Origin of the sequence: Bacillus cereus group sp. BfR-BA-01441, assembly GCF_022663075.1 — a bacterium.
In the GTDB taxonomy this organism is placed as follows: domain Bacteria; phylum Bacillota; class Bacilli; order Bacillales; family Bacillaceae_G; genus Bacillus_A; species Bacillus_A cereus.
In genome coordinates this window covers 33488-52993 of sequence record NZ_JAKUEU010000024.1, presented here as the reverse complement: position 1 = coordinate 52993, position 19506 = coordinate 33488, and the positions used below count along the sequence as shown (strand labels likewise).

The window sequence follows — 19506 nt, the reverse complement described above, 5'->3', positions numbered from 1 at the left end:
ACCTACCTTTATTTTTTACCATCAAAATACTTATTTAATTTTCTTAAATGTAAGCGGCTGAGTACTTAATGTAGCTGGTACATGTAACTGAAGGGATGGGAATTCACCACTTACATTCATTTCATAAGCGAATAATAAGCTCATTTTCATTTGGAATAAGTCAACTTTTGCAGAGAAGATGTCGTAATGATGATGCCCTAATTGAATATCCATTTCCATAAATTGTACATATAACGAATCATCTCGTTTGTATACTTGTAATGTTCCGTATGCAGGATGTTCAAAAGTACCAGTATAATCCTCTAACTTGTGCGAAGGTGTAGTCCCTTTAATTTGTTCAGGGAGGGATTCAGTTGCTTCTTTCATCATTTCCTTCATTTTTTTAGTATCTTCTACAGCACGTTTATGCCAATCAATGGATTCTAATTCAAGTAGTTCGTCATAAATTTGATTAGCGAGATAAGTAGGAAGTAATGTTCCTCCAGCATTCGTTAAAATGACAAGGCCTATGTTTTCTGTTGGTATGAATGAAACAAGCGCTGAAAATCCATCGATATTACCGCCATGATGAATCACTTTTTTACCACGATAAGCGCTAATAAACCAACCAAGACCGTAACTATTTAATGGAGATTCAGGGAGTGATAAAACCGGTTGGTCTGGAATTGAATTGTGTGGTGTATACATTTGTTGTAATAATTCAGAGGAGATTAATTCATGATCTCCAAATTTTCCTTCATTTAAGTGGAGAAGTACCCAATTTGCCATATCTTCAATTGTGGAATTAATACACCCAGCAGCGCCAACTGTATCGATGTTACGGAATGGAACTGCTTTTATTTCACCGTCATTTTCAATGTAAGGTAAAGCGTAATCATCTGTAGTTTGTGAATCGTTAACAGAGAAGTTTGTATGTCTCATATTTAAAGGTTCTAAAATATGTTCTGTAGTGTATTGCTCCCACGTTTGATTTGTAATGTTTTCAACAATGTAGCTAATTGTTGCATACATTAAATTGTTATATAGAAATGCAGTTCGGAACGGTGCATCAAGTGGTAAATGTTTTATTTTTTCAACGAGATCTTTTCGAGATAAGGAAGAACTGTACCAAAGAGCCTCATGACGACTCACTCCAGTTCGATGAGAAGCTAAATCCCGTCCTGTAACTTGTGAGCTAGCAAGTAGTTCAGATAAAGTAAAGTTAGGTATATAAGACTGGATAGGGGTATCCCAATTAAACTTTTTTTGCTGTGCTAACAAGCTTAATGAAAGTGTGCCAAATGCTTTCGTTGAGGAACCGATTGCGAATCGAGTATTCGGTGTAACAGCCTCTTTTGTTTCTATATTACGATAGCCGAAACCTTCTGAAATAATAACTTCACCGTCTTTTATAACAGCGACAGCAGCACCAGGAACATTTAAATCCTTCATCATTTTTTCAGCCGTTGTTTGTAAAGAAGTCATAACAGGCGTTTCAATTTTAGACATACTTCTAACCTCCAAATATAAATTTTGTTCTACCGCACTATACTTTCGGTAATAGAAAATGAAAACCTTTTTATATTTGGAAAGTTAATAATTTTGTAAGAATTAGCGCAAGAAATTTTATTAATTAGGATTATTAAATTTATCATTTTTCATGTTATGATAAATTGCATATACGATTGAAAGAAGGTTTTCCTACATATGAAACATGCTGAAAATGAATACTTAAATTTATGCCGCCATGTAATGGAACATGGTACGAAGAAAGAAGACCGTACAGGGACAGGCACTGTATCTGTATTTGGATATCAAATGCGTTTTGATCTAAGTAAAGGTTTTCCTTTATTAACAACAAAGAGAGTACCGTTTCGCCTTGTAGCAAGTGAACTGCTTTGGTTTATGAAAGGTGATACAAATATTCGCTATTTATTGCAGCATAATAATAACATTTGGAATGAATGGGCGTTTAAGAGCTGGGTAGAAAGTGATGAGTATACTGGTCCTGACATGACTGATTTTGGTCTTCGCTCACAACAAGATGAAGAATTTAAAGTACAGTACGACGAGCAAATGGAATTGTTTAAAAAGAACGTTTTAGAAGATGATGAGTTCTCAAATAAATATGGTTATTTAGGAGACGTTTACGGTAAACAATGGCGTGCTTGGAAAACGACAGCTGGTGAGACACTTGATCAATTAAAAGATGTAATTGAAATGATTAAAAAAACACCAGACTCACGTCGTTTAATCGTTTCTGCTTGGAATCCTGAAGACGTACCGAGTATGGCATTACCGCCTTGTCATACATTATTCCAATTTTATGTAGCGGACGGAAAACTTTCTTGTCAGCTATATCAAAGAAGTGGTGACATATTCCTTGGAATTCCATTTAACATCGCAAGTTATTCACTACTAACACATTTAATTGCACATGAATGTGGTCTTGAAGTAGGAGAATTTGTTCATACAATTGGAGATGCACACATTTATACAAATCATTTTGAACAAGTAGAAAAGCAATTGGCACGTGAACCACGTCCATTCCCGAAACTTACATTAAATCCAGATGTGAAATCTGTGTTTGATTTTGAAATGGAAGATTTAAAGATTGAAGGATACGATCCGCATCCAGCAATTAAAGCACCGGTTGCAGTATAATTGTAGAGGAGATGAAAAAATGATTGTTTCATTTATGGTCGCGATGGACGAAAATAGAGTAATTGGTAAAGATAATAATTTACCTTGGCGTTTACCGAGTGAATTACAATACGTGAAGAAAACAACGATGGGCCACCCGCTTATTATGGGAAGAAAGAACTATGAAGCGATTGGTAGACCACTGCCTGGAAGACGTAATATTATTGTAACTCGTAATGAAGGGTATCATGTTGAAGGCTGTGAAGTTGTTCATTCTGTAGAAGAAGTATTTGAACTATGTAAAAATGAAGAAGAGATTTTTATTTTTGGCGGAGCGCAAATTTACGATCTCTTTTTACCTTATGTAGACAAGTTATATATAACAAAAATCCATTATGCATTTGAAGGAGATACATTCTTCCCAGAAATGGATATGACAAATTGGAAAGAGATTTTTGTAGAAAAAGGTTTAACGGATGAAAAAAACCCGTATACGTATTATTACCATGTATATGAGAAGCAACAATAATAAAAAAGATTGATGTGAGAATTCACATCAATCTTTTTATTTGTATTCACCAATATAAGTTTATAGATGAGATTCGATAGTGCTATAATGATAGGTAGCATGTAAAAATGCTAAAATTTTCAAAAGTACTAATATAGAAAGAGGAGGAGAATCGATTGAGAAAGATATGGGGGATTCTTTTTCTTTGCTTAACATTCATGTTAGTTGGATGTGGTAAAGAAGAAAAACCACAAGAAGCGTTTGATACATATGTAAAAGCGTGGAATAAACAAAAATTTGCAGATATGTATGATCAACTATCAAAAAATGCAAAAAAAGATATTTCAAAGAAAGAGTTTACTGAGAAATATGAAAAAATTTATTCTGGTATCGAAGTGAAAGACTTAAAGGTAGAAACAGGGGAAGTAAAAGAAGATAAAAAAGATGAAGGTCCTGTTCCTTTTAAAGTAAGCATGGATACAGTTGGTGGTAAAATCACATTTGGTCATGAAGCAAAAATGGTGAAAGAAAAAGATGGAGATAAAGAATCTTGGAAAATAGATTGGACTCCTGATTTTATTTTCCCTGGCATGACGAAAGATAGTAAAGTGCGTATGCAGACAACACAGCCAAAACGTGGTGAAATATACGATCGTAATGGAAAAGGTCTTGCAACGAATGGGAAAGCTTCTGAAATCGGATTGATTCCTGAAAAGTTAGGCGATACTGCTCCGCAAACGAAAGAAACAGTAGCGAAGTTATTAAATATGTCTGTAGAAGAAATTGATCAAAAATTAGCTGCTAAATGGGTAAAACCAGGGTATCTCGTACCAATTGGAATTTTGCCTGAAGGGGCAACACAAAATACGTACATTGATTTACCAGGTGTTTCAACAAAACCTGTAAATGTTCGTACATATCCGTTAGGGGAAGCGGCAGCTCATCTGACTGGTTATATTGGAAAGGTAAATGCTGAAGATTTAAAAACGCTACAAAAGAAAGGCTATCAAGCTGATGACCCAGTTGGTAAAGCTGGCTTAGAGCAAGTATTAGAGGAAAAGCTACGCGGTAAAAAAGGTGGCCGTGTCTTTGTAGAAGATGCGCAAGGAAAAGAAATTAAAAATTTAGCAAAAACAGATGCTGTTGATGGAGAAAATGTAACTTTAACTATTGATAGTGTTGTTCAAGAAAAAACGTATAATGAAATGAAGGGCGAAGCTGGTTCAAGTGCAGCAATTAATCCGAAAAGTGGAGAAACAATTGCACTAGTAAGTAGTCCAGCATATGATCCTAATATAATTGCACGAGGGACATCGAAGGCACAACGCGAAGCTTGGAATAATGATCCGAAAAAACCAATGACAAATCGCTTTACACAATTGTCGGTACCAGGTTCTGTATTTAAACCTATTACAGCTGCAATTGGTCTTGAAACGAAAACAATTGATCCAAAAGAAGAGTTGAAAATTGAAGGATTAAAATGGACAAAAGATTCTTCTTGGGGTAATTACTATGTAACGCGTGTGAAAGATGCAAATCCGATTGATCTTGATAAGGCGATGAAATACTCGGATAATATTTACTTCGCACAAGAAGCTTTGAAAATCGGAAAAGACAAGTTTATGAGTGAAGCAAAAAAATTCGGATTCGATGAGAAACTACCAATTGAATATGGATTCCCTGCTTCTAAAATTGCAAATGACGGCATTAAAAATGATATTCAAATGGCAGATACGGGATATGGACAAGGACAAGTATTAATGACTCCTCTTCATTTAGCTTTAACGTATGCGCCAATTGTAAATGATGGAACGATTCCGTCACCGTATATTATTAAAACAGATAAACAACCAAAAGCTTGGAAAGAAAATGTAATTTCTAAAGGAAATCAGGATATATTAAAAACTGCAATGACGAAAGTAATTAATGATCCAGATGGTACAGGGAAAATTGCTAAAATTGATGGTATGACTCTTGCTGGAAAAACAGGTACAGCGGAATTAAAAGTATCAAAAGAGGCCGAAGGAAAAGAACTAGGTTGGTTCGCTGCATTTGATTTAAATTCGCCAGATATGGTCATTACAATGATGATTGAAGATGTAAAAGGTAGAGGCGGAAGTAATATTCCAGCTGAAAAAGTAAAACATGTATTTCAAAAATAATATGTAATAGAAGGCTATCTCTATAGGTTGTAGAGGTAGCCTTTTTATATGAAAGAGTTTGTAATATCTGTATACTAAATTTTAAGGAAACAAAGTAAATCATTAACTTACGAAAAAAGAGTAGCTATTTTTTATTGACATTGATTAAAACTTTTTGTATTATACTTACATAAGGTAAGTTATTAACTTTTAAAAAACAAATCTTGAATTAAAGATAAAGAGAAAAAAGGGAGAGAATACAATGACAAAAGTACTATTTATTACAGCAAATCCAAATTCAGCAGAAGGTTCTTTCGGAATGGCAGTAGGGGAAGCTTTCATCGAAGCTTATAAAAACGAACATCCACAAGACGAAGTTGTAACAATTGATTTATTCAACACTACAGTACCAGCAATTGATGCAGATGTATTTGCTGCTTGGGGTAAATTTGCAGCAGGTGAAGGCTTTGAAGCTTTAACTGAAGTTCAACAACAAAAAGTAGCAGCAATGAACACAAACTTAGAAACATTTATGAATGCAGATCGTTATGTATTCGTAACTCCAATGTGGAACTTTAGCTATCCACCAGTAGTAAAAGCATACTTAGATAACGTAGCAATCGCAGGTAAAACATTCAAATATACTGAAAATGGTCCAGTCGGCTTATTAGAAGGTAAAAAAGCACTTCACATTCAAGCAACAGGTGGCGTATATTCTGAAGGAGCATACGCAGCTGTAGACTTCGGTCGTAATCACTTAAAGACTGTATTAGGATTTGTCGGTGTGAATGATACTGAATATATTGCAGTTGAAGGCATGAATGCAAACCCTGAAAAAGCACAAGAAATTAAAGAAGCAGCAATTGCTAATGCTCGTGAATTAGCAAAACGTTTCTAATATAGAATGCTTAAAAAGTCCGAACACTTGCTGTTTGGACTTTTTTTCTTCTTTTTCCTTCGTTTGTCTAGTATAATGAAGGTCGGAATGATAATAGGTGGGGGTTCTGTATGATTCAAACGTTTTTTAAAATCTTTTATTTAATTTTAATCGTAATTGCGATTACACCGAGAATGTGGCGTCTTAAAAGACAAGTAAATACGATGGCGCCAAAAGAAAAAGATAATGCTGTGTATAAAACGACAAATTGGTTTGGTAAGAAAATGGTACGTGTAGCTGGAGGGGCAGTAGAAGTGAAAGGACTTGAAAATGTTCCGAAAGACAAGCCAGTACTAGTTGTAAGTAATCACCAAAGTAATATGGATATCCCTGTTTTACTAGGTTACTTAAATAAACCAATTGGATTCGTTTCAAAAGCAGAGATTAAAAAGTTCCCAGTTGTACCAACTTGGATGGAACTTATGAATTGTGTATTTATGGATCGTAGCGATCGTCGTCAATCTCTTCAAGCGATTAAAGATGGAATTGAACTATTAAAGAATGGACATTCTATCGTAATTTTCCCTGAAGGAACGAGAAGTAAGGGTGGCGAAGTTGGAGAGTTTAAGGCTGGTAGTTTTCATCTGGCAGTAAAGTCAGGTGTAGCAATTTTACCTGTAACGTTAGATGGTACATATAAGATGTTTGAAGCGAATGGAAATCGTATGAAGCCAGCTCATGCAACAGTAACAATTTCTAAGCCGATTACACCTGAAGATTATGCGAATATGGATATTAAAGAATTAACGAAGCATACACAGGAAGTTATCGCATCACAATTACATAAGTAATAAAAAAGGATTCAGCTTATCGTAAGCTGAATCCTTTTTTATTATGCTGTAGGTAAGACATAAAAGAGTACACAGAAGAACATCATCGCACTACCACCTAAAACGAACAGGTGCCATATGGCATGGTTGAAAGGTAGCTTTTCCCAAAGGAAGAATATAGCTCCAACAGAATATAAAATTCCACCTGCTAAAAGTAGTGAAAAACCATGTCCAGTTAGATTTTCATAAAGTGGTTTAATAGCAACGATTATGAGCCATCCCATTATGATATAACATAGCGTTGATGCCTTAATAAAGCGACGTACAAAGAAAATTTTGAAGACGATACCTCCGATTGCTAGTGTCCATATTATAGCAAGCAACGTCCATCCTAATGGGCCACGAAGTGTAATAAGTAGAAAAGGAGTATACGTGCCAGCAATCAATAAGTAAATGGCTGAATGATCTAAAATAGTAAATATTTTTTCTACTTTAGGATGATGAATGCTATGTAGCAATGTTGAAAACAAGTACAGTAAGAACATACTTACACCATAAACAGTAAATGCAACTACGGCTGATGCGGTACCGTGCTTAGAAGCATGAATAATCAATATGATTAAGGCAGGGATGCTTAAAATGGCACCGATACCATGTGTAATTGCATTTGCAATTTCTTCTTTTACAAATTGGGTCATTCGTGTCATTTTTTCAGTCATAATGCAAATCCTTTCTACTATCATAAAATAATATGTCATTTCCCTTACCATATCATACACAAGAGCAATAGAAAATGAAATTTGTATAATTGATTATATTTTTGAATTTTTTTGACAAAAGACAATGGATTTGTTGACGTTTTCAAACTTTTTTGACAAAATAAAATTATGTAATAGTAGGACAAGGAAACTACTAATAAAGGGGATGGGGAAATGTTTTCAAATATTGGCTTTCCAGGGTTAATTTTAATTTTAGTAGCAGTACTCATTTTATTTGGACCTAAAAAATTGCCGGAAATCGGGAAGGCTTTAGGGGAAACGTTAAAAGAGTTTAAAAAATCAACGAAAGAATTGACAGATGACGCATTTCAAGAAAAGGAAAAGAAAGAAAAAATGTAGTGTATTTTCCTTGTAATGGATAAATAAAGTGTGGTGAACGAGATGGAAAATCGGGAAATGAGCGTAGTAGAACATATTGTTGAGCTTCGAAAAAGAGTAATATATACGGTGTTATCCTTTGTACTATTTTTAATTATTGGATTTACTTTTACAAAGGATATTTATTTTTGGCTTGTAAAAGATTTACCAATGAAATTAACTGTTCTCGGTCCAAGTGATGTATTGTGGATTTTTTTCTCGATTGCTACAGTATTTGCTATCGTTTGTACAATTCCTTTTGCTGCTATACAAATTTGGTTATTTGTAAAACCGGGTTTACATCCAAATGAACAAAAGATGACAATAATGTATATACCGGTATTGTCTATATTATTTATTGCAGGTTTATGTTTTGGATACTTTATTGTAATGCCGTTTCTATTTCACTTTTTAACTACGATAGGTAATGAAATGTTTAATACGATGTTTACGACAGAAAAGTATTTTCATTTTGTACTTAATTTAACAGTTCCATTTGCTGTGATTTTTGAATTGCCAGTCGTTGTAATGTTTTTAACTAGTATTGGAATACTTACGGCGGAATTTTTAATAAAAATAAGAAGGTATGCTTACGTAGCATTAATTATCATTGCATCTTGTATATCACCGCCAGACTTTTTATCTCATAGTTTAGTTGCAGTGCCGCTTATTTGTATTTATGAAGTAAGTATTGCGTTATCAAAGGTTGTTAGTAAGAGGAAAAAGAAAAGAGAAGAAATGCAGTCGAAAAGTGCCTCGTTATAAAGGCACTTTTTTATTTATTTGTTATACTATAGCTATAAACGTATACAATATATAGAAGAAAAAAATTATAGAATCTCCAAAATTTAGACAAACTTTGCGCTTTTATAAGCTTATACTAAATGTATTAAACAATTGATGGATAATGAGATTCCCGTCTCAGAGATATTTAGGGCGGGAAGGTGAATTAGGTGGAGATGAATAGAGTATAAATCTTCTAGCCATAAGGACTACAGAAATCATATAAGTCTGATTTTACTCCACTTTAAACAACGTGTTACAGCGCAAAGTAGAGGAAGTTCAAAAATCCAATGAAAAAGAGGATTGATATTGTGATTACGAAAAGTTTTTATTTCACTCATTCAACAGGGGATTGCATTAAAATATTCGAAATCCCTGTCCTACAGGCACAGCATCCATTATCGTTTCTAATTCAGTCTCGTCTTCAATTATTTATTGCAAAAATTCAAAAACAAAAACACCCAAGATTTTCGTATTCTTTCCGTGAATATTTACAAAATTGTTTGAAGTGGAATGATTATTTAAATGTATATAAAACAAATACCCTTGAAAAAAATGCATGATACGAAGTACGGACAGGGTTAGTAAACTCTGTCTTTTTCATTTTAGATATGAAAATATAATTAATTTGATGAAATTTCGTTCCAAATTGTTGAAAGCAATGGGAATACTAGTATAATAACAAGGAGAGCGTATTGGAAAGGGAAGAAGTATAGTATGCAAAAAATTAAAATTGTAACAGATTCAACGGCAGATTTATCACAAGACGTAATCGAAAAGTATGACATTCATGTTTTACCATTATCAATCTCTGTAAATGGACAAACATATTTAGATCGCGTTGATTTACAACCTGACGAATTTATTGAAGAAATGATTAAATCAGAGGAATTACCAAAAACATCACAACCAGCTATGGGTACATTTGTAGAAATGTATGACAAGCTAGGGGAAGATGGAAGCGAAGTCCTTTCTATCCATATGACAAGTGGAATGAGCGGTACTGTAGCAACTGCAAATAGCGCTGCATCAATGACTGATACAAAAGTAACAGTTGTTGATTCTCAATTTATTACACATGCTTTAGCATATCAAGTAATTGAAGCTGCAAAAATGGCAAATGACGGACGCTCACTAGAAGAAATTTTAAAACGTGTAGATGAAGTAAGAAAGAATACTCGTTTATATGTAGTAGTGGATACATTAGAAAACTTAGTGAAGGGTGGACGTATCGGTAAAGGAAAAGCGTTTATCGGTTCGCTACTTAATATAAAGCCAATTGCTAGTCTTGAAGACGGTGTTTATAATCCTGTAACGAAAGTTCGTAGCCAAGGCCAAATTGTAAAAACATTAGCTAAGTTATTTGAGCAAGATACGGCTGGAAAAGTCGTAAAAGCTGTTGCAATTCCGCATGCGAAAGCAATTCCTTTAGCTGAAAGTATGAAAGCGGCGGTTGAAAAAGTGAGTGGATTTGCTCAATCAGAAATTTTCTATACAACGCCTATTATTAGTACTCATACAGGTCCGGGCGCAATCGGATTTATGTATTTAGCAGAGTAATAAAAAAGCTACTTGAAAATATATTTCAAGTAGCTTTTTTATGTAAATAGAAAGTAAGAAATAAGAAGAGCTACACAGGCACTACCGCTAATGATATAGCGAGTCTGTAAATATTCATTCATAGAAAACACCCTTTATCCCGCTATTTGCGGACAGTAAAACTCTCTACCTCAAATTTAGCTGGAGCAAAGAGGTTAGGTAGCGGGCTGCCCGTAAAAGCTTGGTTGGTGAAGGCAAATAATCAGTGGGGATGAAGAAAACCCACTAATTAAATTTTCACTATAGGATTTTCTATATTATATGTTGGATATAGAAAATCAGTCATTACGTTACACATGTAAAGTTTCAATTTTTTCGTTTATTTGCTTATTATTTGTTGCGTTACTATAAATAAAAGTTTGACCTAAAAAGAGTACATGCAGTTGTTCCCACGGTAACATGCGCAAATTCCAATTATTTCGAAGTCTAGTTATTGCTTCACGAGGTGTTTCATCGGCGAGTGCAAAAGCTCCGTAATGCATTGGTATAAAATGCGTAGCGTTTAAATCTAAATAAGCTTGCACGGCCTCTTCAGGTGAAACATGAGATACTTTCATAAACCATTCTGGTTCATAAGCGCCAATGGGCATAAGAGCAATATCAATTAAAAAGCGTTCACCAATTTCTTTGAAACCTTGGAAATAGCCACTGTCACCACAAAAATATATGGTTTCCATAGTCGTTTCATTATCAATAATCCATCCACCCCAGTGAGACGTATTCATATCAAATAAGAATCTTCTCGTCCAGTGCTGAGCGGGTACGAAGTGAAAAGAAACTTCGTTAATTATCGTACTTTCCCACCATTTATACTCTTCTACATGTTTAAATTTCTTACGAGTAAATAATTTTTTTAATCCAATAGGTACAAGATATAGAACATCATCATTCAACTGACGAAGAGTTGAAAAATCTAAATGATCATAATGACCATGTGAAATAAGGACAATATCAATTTTAGGTAGTGTTTCTATAGAGAGTCCAGGTTCTGTAAGTCTTGGAACTAGCTTTAATTTATTAGCCCATACTGGATCTGTTAATATATTAAGTCCATTCGTTTGGATAAGAAAAGTGGAATGCCCAATCCATGTGATAGTCGTTTTTTCAACATTACTTTGCAAAAATGCACTTTGTTTAACGGGTGATTGTTCTACTAAGAAAGAAAAATCTTTTTTGTTTTGCTTTCGTTCTTTACGCCAGCGTAAAAAAGAGCGAATTGATTTTTTTGTACTAACATTATCCATATTTTCATAGCGCTTTGCCATGAACATCACCTCATTTAAAATCGTTGTATTTGTATTGTACCGAAATGTTGTTAAGGAATACAGTGTAAAACATGGATTAATGTTTAAGGAATTGTTAAAAAATAGGGAGAGGTATTTACAAAAGTAACAATAAAATTAGTTTTATCACTTTTATTTAGAGAAATAATAGTAAAAAAATATATTTTGTCTAGTAATTCGCTTGAAATAAAAAAGTAACATACGTAAATTCGTACGATTTCGTGAACAAATGTAGTAAACAATTTTCTCGTAGTGTTAACTTTTGTTATTATAAACATAACCTATTTAAATTTAGGATAGAGAAAAGAGGTTTATAAATGAAGCGTTATCAAAAAATAATTGGTCTTATGGTTGTATTTTGTCTCTTTGTACTTGCTGGATGTAGTGAATCAGGTTCAAAGCTTCGTAAACCATTAAATTGGGATTTAGAAACCTTCCAATTTACAAATCAAGATGGAAAGAAATTTGGTACAAAAGATTTAAAAGGGAAAGTTTGGGTTGCAGATTTTATGTTCACAAATTGTCAGACAGTTTGTCCACCAATGACTGCAAATATGGCCAAGCTTCAAAAGATGGCAAAAGAAGAGAAATTAGACGTTCAGTTTGTTTCATTTAGTGTAGATCCAGACCTTGATAAGCCAGAAAATCTGAAAGCTTTTATTCAAAAGTTTACAGAGGATACTAGTAACTGGAATTTATTAACGGGGTATTCGTTAGAAGATATTACAAAGTTTTCAAAAGATAATTTCCAATCACTTGTAGATAAGCCGGAGAACGGTCAGGTCATGCATGGTACATCATTTTATTTAATTGATCAAAACGGAAAAGTAATGAAAAAGTATAGTGGCATTAGTAATACGCCATACGAAGACATTATACGTGATATGAAGCGATTAGTGGGTTGAAAATAAGGGTGCATAGCACCCTTATTTTTTTGCATTAGTCTATCGATAAAATGTCATGTTGCTGGGGAAGTTTCGGCGCCCGAATTTCTAATACGCCGTTTTGATAAGAAGCTTTTGCCGCTTTTTTATTAATTGAATACGGCAATTTAATCAATCTTGATGCTTCTGAAATGGAACGTTCTCGGCGATAATAGTTATGGGATGTTTGTTCTTCTTCCTCTTCAAGTATCTCTTCTTTTACAGAGACTTTTAAGTATTCACTTTGTATTTCAATTTGGATTTGTTCTTTTTGTATACCTGGTAGTTCAGCTGTAACAACGAGTTCTTCACCAACTTCATATAAATCTACAGGGAATGTTAATAAACGGTTTCCTTTTTGGAAAAAATGATTTAAATCAGCGATTACATTGCGAAGAGGTGTTTGCTCGAAGAAATCATCAATTTGCTTTAAGTAATTACGAACCGGTGGGCGAGAAGAATCTTTTTTTTCTTCACTCATGGTATTCCCTCCTAGAAATCAATTTGCAATATCATATGACAAAAGCGGAGAAAGGTGAGTGCCTAGTTTTCATGTTTTCATAAAAAATTGTTAAAAATGTGAAATGGAGTGATTTTTTTATAGTTTTTGGTCGCCATATTCAGTTGATTATGCTAGTATAAATAGGGTTGATATAGTAGTATAGAGACAGAATGAAAACTGAAAGAGGGTAAGAAGTATGTGTGGTTTTGTAGGATGTTTATGTGAAAACCCTAGAGAGTTTTCAGAAACAGAAAAACATCAATTTGAAAATATGAACACGATGATTTTCCACCGTGGTCCAGATGACGAAGGATATTTTCGTGATGAACATGTACAATTTGGCTTCCGCCGTTTAAGCATCATTGACTTAGAGGCAGGACATCAGCCGCTAACTTATGAAAATGATCGATATGTAATTATTTTTAATGGTGAAATTTACAACTATGTAGAATTACGTGAAATGTTACTTGAAAAAGGTGCAACGTTTGCAACGCAATCTGATACAGAAGTTATCATTGCATTGTATGCACATATGAAAGAAAAATGTGTAGATTACCTTCGTGGTATGTTTGCATTTATGATTTGGGATCGTGAAGAAAAGAAACTTTTCGGTGCACGTGATCACTTCGGTATTAAACCTTTATACATCGCACAACAAGGTGATACTACATTCTTCGCATCTGAGAAGAAAAGTATTATGCATGTGATGGAAGATAAAGGCGTTAATCCAACGTCACTACAACATTACTTTACGTACCAATATGGTCCAGAGCCAGAAACTTTAACAATTGATGTTAATAAAATCGAGCCTGGTCATTATTTCGTAAAAGAAATCGGTAAAGAGATGGAAATCCATCGCTACTGGAAACCTTATTTCAACGCTTCAAGTGCAACGAAAGAGGAGCATATCCAAGCAATTCGTGATGTGTTATATGATTCAGTAAAAGTGCATATGCGTAGTGATGTACCAGTAGGTTCATTCTTATCTGGTGGTATCGATTCATCTATCATCGCTTCTATCGCAAGAGAAATGAATCCAAATCTTTTAACATTCTCTGTTGGTTTTGAGCAACGTGGTTTCAGTGAAGTTGATGTTGCGAAAGAAACTGCTGAGAAATTAGGCGTTAAAAACCATAACGTATTCATTTCAGCGAAAGAATTTATGGATGAGTTCCCAAAAATCATTTGGCATATGGATGATCCTTTAGCTGATCCAGCAGCTGTACCATTGTACTTCGTTGCGAAAGAAGCACGTAAACATGTAACAGTTGTTCTTTCTGGTGAAGGCGCAGACGAGCTATTTGGTGGTTATAACATTTACCGTGAGCCAAACTCACTAAAAATGTTCTCTTACATTCCTAGTCCAGGTAAGAGCGTTCTAAAAGCATTAAGTGGTGCTCTTAAAGAAGGATTTAAAGGTAAGAGCTTCCTAGAGCGTGGATGTACACCAATTGAAGAGCGTTACTATGGAAATGCTAAAATCTTCCGTGAAGAAGAAAAAGCTGAATTAATGAAGTATTACAATGAAAGTGTTAACTATATGGATATCACGAAACCATTGTATAACGAGATTAAAGATTATGATGATGTAAGTAAAATGCAGTACATTGACATGTTCACATGGTTACGCGGTGACATTTTATTAAAAGCTGATAAAATGACAATGGCGAACTCATTAGAACTTCGTGTACCGTTCTTAGATAAAGAAGTATTCGATGTTGCATCTAAAATTCCAACTGAATTTAAGATTGCTAACGGAACTACGAAAGCTATTTTACGTGAAGCAGCACGCGGAATCGTTCCAGATCACGTATTAGATCGTAAAAAACTTGGATTCCCAGTACCAATTCGTCACTGGTTAAAAGACGAAATGCATGATTGGGCTATAAATATTATAAACGAAAGTAAGACAGAGCATTTAATCGACAAACAGTATGTATTAAACTTACTGGAAGCACATTGTGCAGATAAAGGCGATTATAGCCGTAAAATTTGGACTGTACTTGCGTTTATGGTATGGCACCAAATTTATGTTGAGCATAAATACGATACGAATAAGTTCCATGAAGAAACAAAACGTGCGTATAGCTTAGTTTAATTAGAAAAACCTTAAGATCGCATACGGTCTTAAGGTTTTTTTCATAAATAGGAAGTATTATTGATACAATAATAGTAAAAGGATGGACAACATATGATTACGTTTGAGAAAGTTACTGTAGAAAATGAAAGCGTTGTTAAAGAAATGTTTAAATCGCATAGTTTAGGTGAGAAAAAGGTACAGTACTGTGTGAAAGTTGATGATACATATATTGGTGTAATAGATTATAGTGTACAAGAGGAACGGGCTGTTTTATCACAGCTAATTATTCATTTTGATTACCAAGGTTACGGTTATGGTACAAATACGTATTTTACATTTGAAGAAATGATGAAACAAAGAAATGTGAAAGAAATAAAAGTGCTACAAGAGAAATTAACAGAAAAGGCGAAGTCTTTCATAGAGAGTTTTGGTTTTACTTCAGAAGATGAAGAGTATGTAAAGAAAATATAACGATGATTATTTATGCGATACAATAAATATAAGGCAGGTGGATGTATGACGATGACTTCTGGTCTTGTATTAATTGGAGGGTGCTTTATAGTAGCAGAATTATGTCATATAATCATTCGGAAAAGAATGATTAAGAAAAAAAAGCCGTATGAATTACAATACGTCCCTGTCTTTTTCATTATGTTTTGCATGCTTAGTACATTACAAAATCTAATAAACTTTCCACCACTTGTAAATGTTTTTTTAAAGTTCGGTTTACTTTATAGTGGTGTTGGAATAGCACTTTTATTTATTTTATTTTGCATACGTTATGTTCACTATCAATCGTATATATTTATTTTAAATTGGTTAAAGCAAGATGATAGAAACCGCCTTACATAAGGCGGTTTTTTTATTTGCAATTGTAACAGAACTTGTACATTTCACATAAAATAGGACGAGTAGAAATGCAAACATATTACAAGAAAGGGGCGGGGCAATAAAATGAAACTTGTTATAGACGCAGGGCACGGTGGATATGATTCTGGTGCTGTTGGTAATGGTTTAGTAGAAAAAAACTTAACACTTCAAATTGCTAGACGCGTTCGAGACATTTTAACGGTAAATTACCCAATTACAATTAAAATGACACGTGATAGTGATGTGTTTATTTCTTTATCTGAACGTGCTAATATTGCTAATGCTTTCAGTGCGGATTATTTTATTTCATTTCATATTAATAGCGGCGGGGGTACAGGTTTTGAAAGTTATATTTATAATGCGTTATCCAATAGCAGCACTGCATATGCAAAGCAACAAAAAATGCATACAGCTGTCAATCCTGTATTAACAAAATATGGTCTTCGTGATCGAGGAGCAAAAAAAGAAAATTATGCGGTATTAAGAGAAACCGCAATGGATGCAATTTTAACTGAGACTGCTTTTATTGATACAGCTTTTGATGCAAATTTATTAAAAAATCCACAATTTATTGAAGATCTAAGTCAAGCGTATGCAAATGGAATAGCAGCTATTTTTGGAGTAGCTCCAAATCCACAACCTCCTAACCCACAACCGGTACCTCAAACGAAGGGAATCGCTTATGTTCTTGGGAAAAATGTAAATTTAAGAAATGGTCCATCAACTTCTTCCTCAGTTATTCGTCAATTAAATTCTCCAGAATCTTACGTTGTATATCAAGAAAGTAACGGATGGCTAGATTTGGGGAATGGACAATGGGTGTATAATGATTCTTCTTACATTAATTTTGTAAAGACAAGCAATAGTGATGGAAGCCCGATTGGGGTTGCATATATACAAGGGATGAATGTAAATTTAAGAAGTGGTCCATCAACTACATCTGCAGTTATCCGCCAATTAAATTCTTCAGAATCTTATTTAGTATATATAAATGAAAATGGTTGGTTAAACCTTGGTGGAAATCAGTGGGTATATAATGACCCAGCGTATATTAAGTATACTCAATATTAGGAATTGAAATGATAGTGCAATATGGATGCGTATCCTTGTTATGTATAACAAGGATACGCATTTTAATAACAACATTTTTTTCATACTTATGCACTATGTTTTAAAAAGAAACATTAGAAAAGCGGATAGAATCTAAATAGTATATATTAAAAAAGTTTTCTGATATACATTGACAATGTATGTAAGATACATTAATCTTTAAATGTTAATGATAATCGATTTCATCTAGGGAGGACATATGATACATACTAAAAAACTAATTATGTTCTGCATTATGATACTCATGGTTGTAATTGCAGGATGTAGTAAAGAAGAGAAAAAAGAAAATAATATATCAGCGAAAGCAAAAGATTCATATACGGTAAAGCATGCAATGGGTGAAACGACAGTAAATGGTACACCTAAAAAAGTTGTTGTTTTAACAAATGAAGGCGCAGAGGCTCTCCTAGCTGTGGGCGTAACGCCAGTGGGGACTACGAAACCACGTGCTGGTGATGAATGGTATCCTCATTTAGCGAAAGAGTTAAAAAACACGGAAGTTGTAGGAACTGAACGTGATATTAATTTAGAGGCTATAATGAAGCTTAAGCCAGATTTAATTATCGGAAATAAAATGCGTCATGAAAAAATATATGATCAGCTAAAAGAAATCGCACCAACTGTTTATGCAGAAACATTACGCGGTGATTGGAAAGAAAACTTTACACTTTATACAAAAGCTGTAAATAAAGAAAAAGAAGGGCAAAAAGCTCTTGATGATTATAAAAAACGCATTGAAGGAATGAAAGAGAAGTTAGGCGATAAATTGAATTCTAAAGTTTCTATTATTCGTTTCGTGCCAGGTGATGTTCGTATTTATCAAAAAAACTCATTCTCGGGCGTTGTTTTAAATGATATTGGATTTAAACGACCACCATTACAAGATAAAGATGATTTTGCGATAAAAGGAATTACAAAAGAGCAGATTCCAAATATGGACGGAGACTACTTATTCTATTTCACGTCTGATAAAGATGCAGATAAGAATAATGAAGGAAATTCGTTAGCGAAGGAATGGACAGAAGATCCACTCTTTAAGCAACTACAGGCCTCTAAAAATAATAAAGTATTCCAAGTGGATGAGGTAATCTGGAATACAGCAGGCGGTATTAAAGCTGCGAACCTTATGTTAGATGATATTGAAAAATATTTCCTTAAATAAATGATAAAATACATCACTTTTACGAAGTGATGTATTTTTAGTTTGTGAAAATACAGAAAATTCCTTCTTTCAGGGTGTCATAAGTTGTACAATAAAATCAATCATGTGATAAAGGAGTGGGGAAGAATGAAAGCTACTCATAAAGATTGGATCTTGTTTAATGGGAGAATGATTAATACGAAAGAAGAACAGCCGATGGTAGCATTAGAAGAGAGAGGCTTCCAATTTGGTGATGGGATTTATGAAGTATTTAGACTATACGATGGCAAGCCTCATTTATTAGATTTACATTTGGAACGATTCTTTAACTCTATGGCAGAAATAAAACTAATTCCACCATTTACAAAGGAAGAATTAGTAGAAGAGTTATATCAAATGATTGAAAAAAATCAATTTCAAGAAGATGGGAATGTATATTTACAAATATCAAGAGGTGCACAACCGCGTAATCATGTATATGAATCAGATTTACAACCGACATATTTTGCAAATCTTGTTTCGTTCCCAAGACCAGTTGCTTCAATGGAGGCAGGGATTAAGGTGACAGTAGAAGAGGACATCAGGTGGAAGTTTTGCCATATAAAATCTTTAAATTTGCTTCCTAATATCATGATCAAAAACAAAATAAATGAACAAGGGTATCAAGAAGCAATATTAGTACGAGATGGTATTGTGACTGAAGGGTGTCATTCCAATTTCTTTATCGTGAAGAATAATAAGTTGATTACACATCCAGCGGATCATTTCATTTTACATGGTATTACACGTCACTATGTAATTACATTAGCGAAAGAGTTACATATCGATGTAGAGGAACGAGAGTTTTCATTACAAGAAGTATATGACGCTGAGGAGTGCTTCTTTACAGCGACGCCACTTGAAATATTCCCAGTCGTTCAAATTGGTGATGAACAGTTCGGGGCTGGTGAAAGAGGACCAATTACGAAAAAACTACAAGCTGCATACGAAGAGAGTATTCGTTTGTTTAAAGTGACAAATTAATCATGAAGAAAAAAGCTGGTATTCTTCCGGCTTTTTTTCATGATATAATTCAAGCATAGGACAAGTTTTGAAAACGCT

Annotated in this window: 20 protein-coding genes; 16 read left to right on the top strand and 4 right to left on the bottom strand. The window is 34.0% G+C overall.

What is annotated here, in order from left to right; all coding sequences use genetic code 11:
• Window positions 1-30: 30 nt before the first annotated feature.
• Window positions 31-1488, bottom strand: a complete 1458-nt coding sequence (locus tag MR107_RS12610; protein WP_000034322.1) for a serine hydrolase — start codon at window positions 1486-1488, stop codon at window positions 31-33.
• Window positions 1489-1686: 198 nt separating this feature from the next.
• Here MR107_RS12610 and MR107_RS12605 point away from each other — a divergent pair, with 198 nt between their 5' ends.
• From MR107_RS12605 to MR107_RS12585, 5 genes are all read left to right on the top strand, one after another.
• The gene (locus MR107_RS12605; protein ID WP_000679608.1) at window positions 1687-2643 is read left to right on the top strand and encodes a thymidylate synthase; all 957 of its coding nucleotides are present in this window, start codon (window positions 1687-1689) and stop codon (window positions 2641-2643) included.
• Window positions 2644-2662: 19 nt separating this feature from the next.
• A complete protein-coding gene (locus tag MR107_RS12600; RefSeq protein ID WP_000637207.1) occupies window positions 2663-3151 on the top strand; it encodes a dihydrofolate reductase in 489 nt (162 codons plus the stop codon).
• Window positions 3152-3306: 155 nt separating this feature from the next.
• Window positions 3307-5292: a penicillin-binding protein 3 gene (gene pbpC, locus MR107_RS12595; RefSeq protein WP_001227248.1), complete on the top strand. Its 1986-nt coding sequence runs from the start codon at window positions 3307-3309 to the stop codon at window positions 5290-5292.
• 241 nt (window positions 5293-5533) lie between these two features.
• Complete coding sequence (locus MR107_RS12590) at window positions 5534-6169, top strand: FMN-dependent NADH-azoreductase (RefSeq protein WP_000170025.1); 636 nt, start codon at window positions 5534-5536, stop codon at window positions 6167-6169.
• 110 nt (window positions 6170-6279) lie between these two features.
• Window positions 6280-6999, top strand: coding sequence for a lysophospholipid acyltransferase family protein (locus MR107_RS12585; protein ID WP_000616577.1), 720 nt, complete (start codon window positions 6280-6282; stop codon window positions 6997-6999).
• 41 nt (window positions 7000-7040) lie between these two features.
• On the opposite strand, the gene trhA is transcribed toward MR107_RS12585, so the two are convergent.
• The gene (gene trhA / locus MR107_RS12580; RefSeq protein ID WP_000136889.1) at window positions 7041-7697 is read right to left on the bottom strand and encodes a PAQR family membrane homeostasis protein TrhA; all 657 of its coding nucleotides are present in this window, start codon (window positions 7695-7697) and stop codon (window positions 7041-7043) included.
• A 213-nt stretch (window positions 7698-7910) separates the two neighbouring features.
• Here trhA and MR107_RS12575 point away from each other — a divergent pair, with 213 nt between their 5' ends.
• From MR107_RS12575 to MR107_RS12560, 4 genes are all read left to right on the top strand, one after another.
• Window positions 7911-8096 carry a twin-arginine translocase TatA/TatE family subunit gene (locus MR107_RS12575; RefSeq protein ID WP_000492443.1) on the top strand — a complete coding sequence of 62 codons (186 nt, stop codon included), beginning with the start codon at window positions 7911-7913 and terminating at the stop codon, window positions 8094-8096.
• A 42-nt stretch (window positions 8097-8138) separates the two neighbouring features.
• Entirely contained in the window at window positions 8139-8879 is a 741-nt protein-coding gene (tatC, locus tag MR107_RS12570; RefSeq protein ID WP_000431523.1) for a twin-arginine translocase subunit TatC, read from the top strand.
• Between the two features lie 329 nt (window positions 8880-9208).
• Window positions 9209-9460 (top strand): DUF2535 family protein, encoded by a 252-nt coding sequence (locus MR107_RS12565; protein ID WP_000629012.1) that lies wholly within the window; start codon window positions 9209-9211, stop codon window positions 9458-9460.
• Between the two features lie 154 nt (window positions 9461-9614).
• Window positions 9615-10457, top strand: a complete 843-nt coding sequence (locus MR107_RS12560; protein WP_001169470.1) for a DegV family protein — start codon at window positions 9615-9617, stop codon at window positions 10455-10457.
• 329 nt (window positions 10458-10786) lie between these two features.
• On the opposite strand, the gene MR107_RS12555 is transcribed toward MR107_RS12560, so the two are convergent.
• Window positions 10787-11761 carry an MBL fold metallo-hydrolase gene (locus MR107_RS12555; RefSeq protein WP_242292408.1) on the bottom strand — a complete coding sequence of 325 codons (975 nt, stop codon included), beginning with the start codon at window positions 11759-11761 and terminating at the stop codon, window positions 10787-10789.
• A 335-nt stretch (window positions 11762-12096) separates the two neighbouring features.
• Here MR107_RS12555 and MR107_RS12550 point away from each other — a divergent pair, with 335 nt between their 5' ends.
• On the top strand, window positions 12097-12684 hold the full coding sequence (locus tag MR107_RS12550; RefSeq protein ID WP_000833331.1) for an SCO family protein: 588 nt from the start codon (window positions 12097-12099) through the stop codon (window positions 12682-12684).
• A 34-nt stretch (window positions 12685-12718) separates the two neighbouring features.
• Here the strand turns inward: MR107_RS12550 and MR107_RS12545 are convergent, their stop codons facing one another.
• Window positions 12719-13183, bottom strand: a complete 465-nt coding sequence (locus tag MR107_RS12545) for an Hsp20/alpha crystallin family protein (RefSeq protein ID WP_001288085.1) — start codon at window positions 13181-13183, stop codon at window positions 12719-12721.
• A 217-nt stretch (window positions 13184-13400) separates the two neighbouring features.
• Between MR107_RS12545 and asnB the strand changes: the two genes are divergently transcribed.
• From asnB to dat, 6 genes are all read left to right on the top strand, one after another.
• Window positions 13401-15302 carry an asparagine synthase (glutamine-hydrolyzing) gene (gene asnB, locus MR107_RS12540; RefSeq protein ID WP_000333816.1) on the top strand — a complete coding sequence of 634 codons (1902 nt, stop codon included), beginning with the start codon at window positions 13401-13403 and terminating at the stop codon, window positions 15300-15302.
• A gap of 93 nt (window positions 15303-15395) precedes the next feature.
• The gene (locus MR107_RS12535) at window positions 15396-15755 is read left to right on the top strand and encodes a GNAT family N-acetyltransferase (protein ID WP_000627523.1); all 360 of its coding nucleotides are present in this window, start codon (window positions 15396-15398) and stop codon (window positions 15753-15755) included.
• Window positions 15756-15806: 51 nt separating this feature from the next.
• A complete protein-coding gene (locus MR107_RS12530; protein WP_000200455.1) occupies window positions 15807-16136 on the top strand; it encodes a hypothetical protein in 330 nt (109 codons plus the stop codon).
• A 102-nt stretch (window positions 16137-16238) separates the two neighbouring features.
• Complete coding sequence (locus tag MR107_RS12525; RefSeq protein WP_048656771.1) at window positions 16239-17225, top strand: N-acetylmuramoyl-L-alanine amidase; 987 nt, start codon at window positions 16239-16241, stop codon at window positions 17223-17225.
• Window positions 17226-17463: 238 nt separating this feature from the next.
• Entirely contained in the window at window positions 17464-18426 is a 963-nt protein-coding gene (locus MR107_RS12520) for an ABC transporter substrate-binding protein (protein ID WP_227900107.1), read from the top strand.
• Between the two features lie 126 nt (window positions 18427-18552).
• Window positions 18553-19428 (top strand): D-amino-acid transaminase, encoded by an 876-nt coding sequence (gene dat / locus MR107_RS12515; RefSeq protein ID WP_000648383.1) that lies wholly within the window; start codon window positions 18553-18555, stop codon window positions 19426-19428.
• The last annotated feature ends 78 nt before the right edge of the window (window positions 19429-19506 follow it).

What these genes read in the sequence shown, in the direction of transcription:
- MR107_RS12610 (WP_000034322.1), bottom strand. Translation starts at nt 1,488, where the DNA reads ATGTCTAAAATTGAAACGCCTGTTATGACTTCTTTACAAACAACGGCT.
- MR107_RS12555 (WP_242292408.1), bottom strand. Translation starts at nt 11,761, where the DNA reads ATGGCAAAGCGCTATGAAAATATGGATAATGTTAGTACAAAAAAATCA.
- MR107_RS12550 (WP_000833331.1), top strand. Translation starts at nt 12,097, where the DNA reads ATGAAGCGTTATCAAAAAATAATTGGTCTTATGGTTGTATTTTGTCTC.
- asnB (WP_000333816.1), top strand. Translation starts at nt 13,401, where the DNA reads ATGTGTGGTTTTGTAGGATGTTTATGTGAAAACCCTAGAGAGTTTTCA.
- MR107_RS12585 (WP_000616577.1), top strand. Translation starts at nt 6,280, where the DNA reads ATGATTCAAACGTTTTTTAAAATCTTTTATTTAATTTTAATCGTAATT.
- MR107_RS12535 (WP_000627523.1), top strand. Translation starts at nt 15,396, where the DNA reads ATGATTACGTTTGAGAAAGTTACTGTAGAAAATGAAAGCGTTGTTAAA.
- MR107_RS12560 (WP_001169470.1), top strand. Translation starts at nt 9,615, where the DNA reads ATGCAAAAAATTAAAATTGTAACAGATTCAACGGCAGATTTATCACAA.
- MR107_RS12520 (WP_227900107.1), top strand. Translation starts at nt 17,464, where the DNA reads ATGATACATACTAAAAAACTAATTATGTTCTGCATTATGATACTCATG.
- MR107_RS12530 (WP_000200455.1), top strand. Translation starts at nt 15,807, where the DNA reads ATGACTTCTGGTCTTGTATTAATTGGAGGGTGCTTTATAGTAGCAGAA.
- MR107_RS12605 (WP_000679608.1), top strand. Translation starts at nt 1,687, where the DNA reads ATGAAACATGCTGAAAATGAATACTTAAATTTATGCCGCCATGTAATG.
- dat (WP_000648383.1), top strand. Translation starts at nt 18,553, where the DNA reads ATGAAAGCTACTCATAAAGATTGGATCTTGTTTAATGGGAGAATGATT.
- MR107_RS12525 (WP_048656771.1), top strand. Translation starts at nt 16,239, where the DNA reads ATGAAACTTGTTATAGACGCAGGGCACGGTGGATATGATTCTGGTGCT.
- MR107_RS12545 (WP_001288085.1), bottom strand. Translation starts at nt 13,183, where the DNA reads ATGAGTGAAGAAAAAAAAGATTCTTCTCGCCCACCGGTTCGTAATTAC.
- tatC (WP_000431523.1), top strand. Translation starts at nt 8,139, where the DNA reads ATGGAAAATCGGGAAATGAGCGTAGTAGAACATATTGTTGAGCTTCGA.
- MR107_RS12575 (WP_000492443.1), top strand. Translation starts at nt 7,911, where the DNA reads ATGTTTTCAAATATTGGCTTTCCAGGGTTAATTTTAATTTTAGTAGCA.
- MR107_RS12600 (WP_000637207.1), top strand. Translation starts at nt 2,663, where the DNA reads ATGATTGTTTCATTTATGGTCGCGATGGACGAAAATAGAGTAATTGGT.
- trhA (WP_000136889.1), bottom strand. Translation starts at nt 7,697, where the DNA reads ATGACTGAAAAAATGACACGAATGACCCAATTTGTAAAAGAAGAAATT.
- MR107_RS12590 (WP_000170025.1), top strand. Translation starts at nt 5,534, where the DNA reads ATGACAAAAGTACTATTTATTACAGCAAATCCAAATTCAGCAGAAGGT.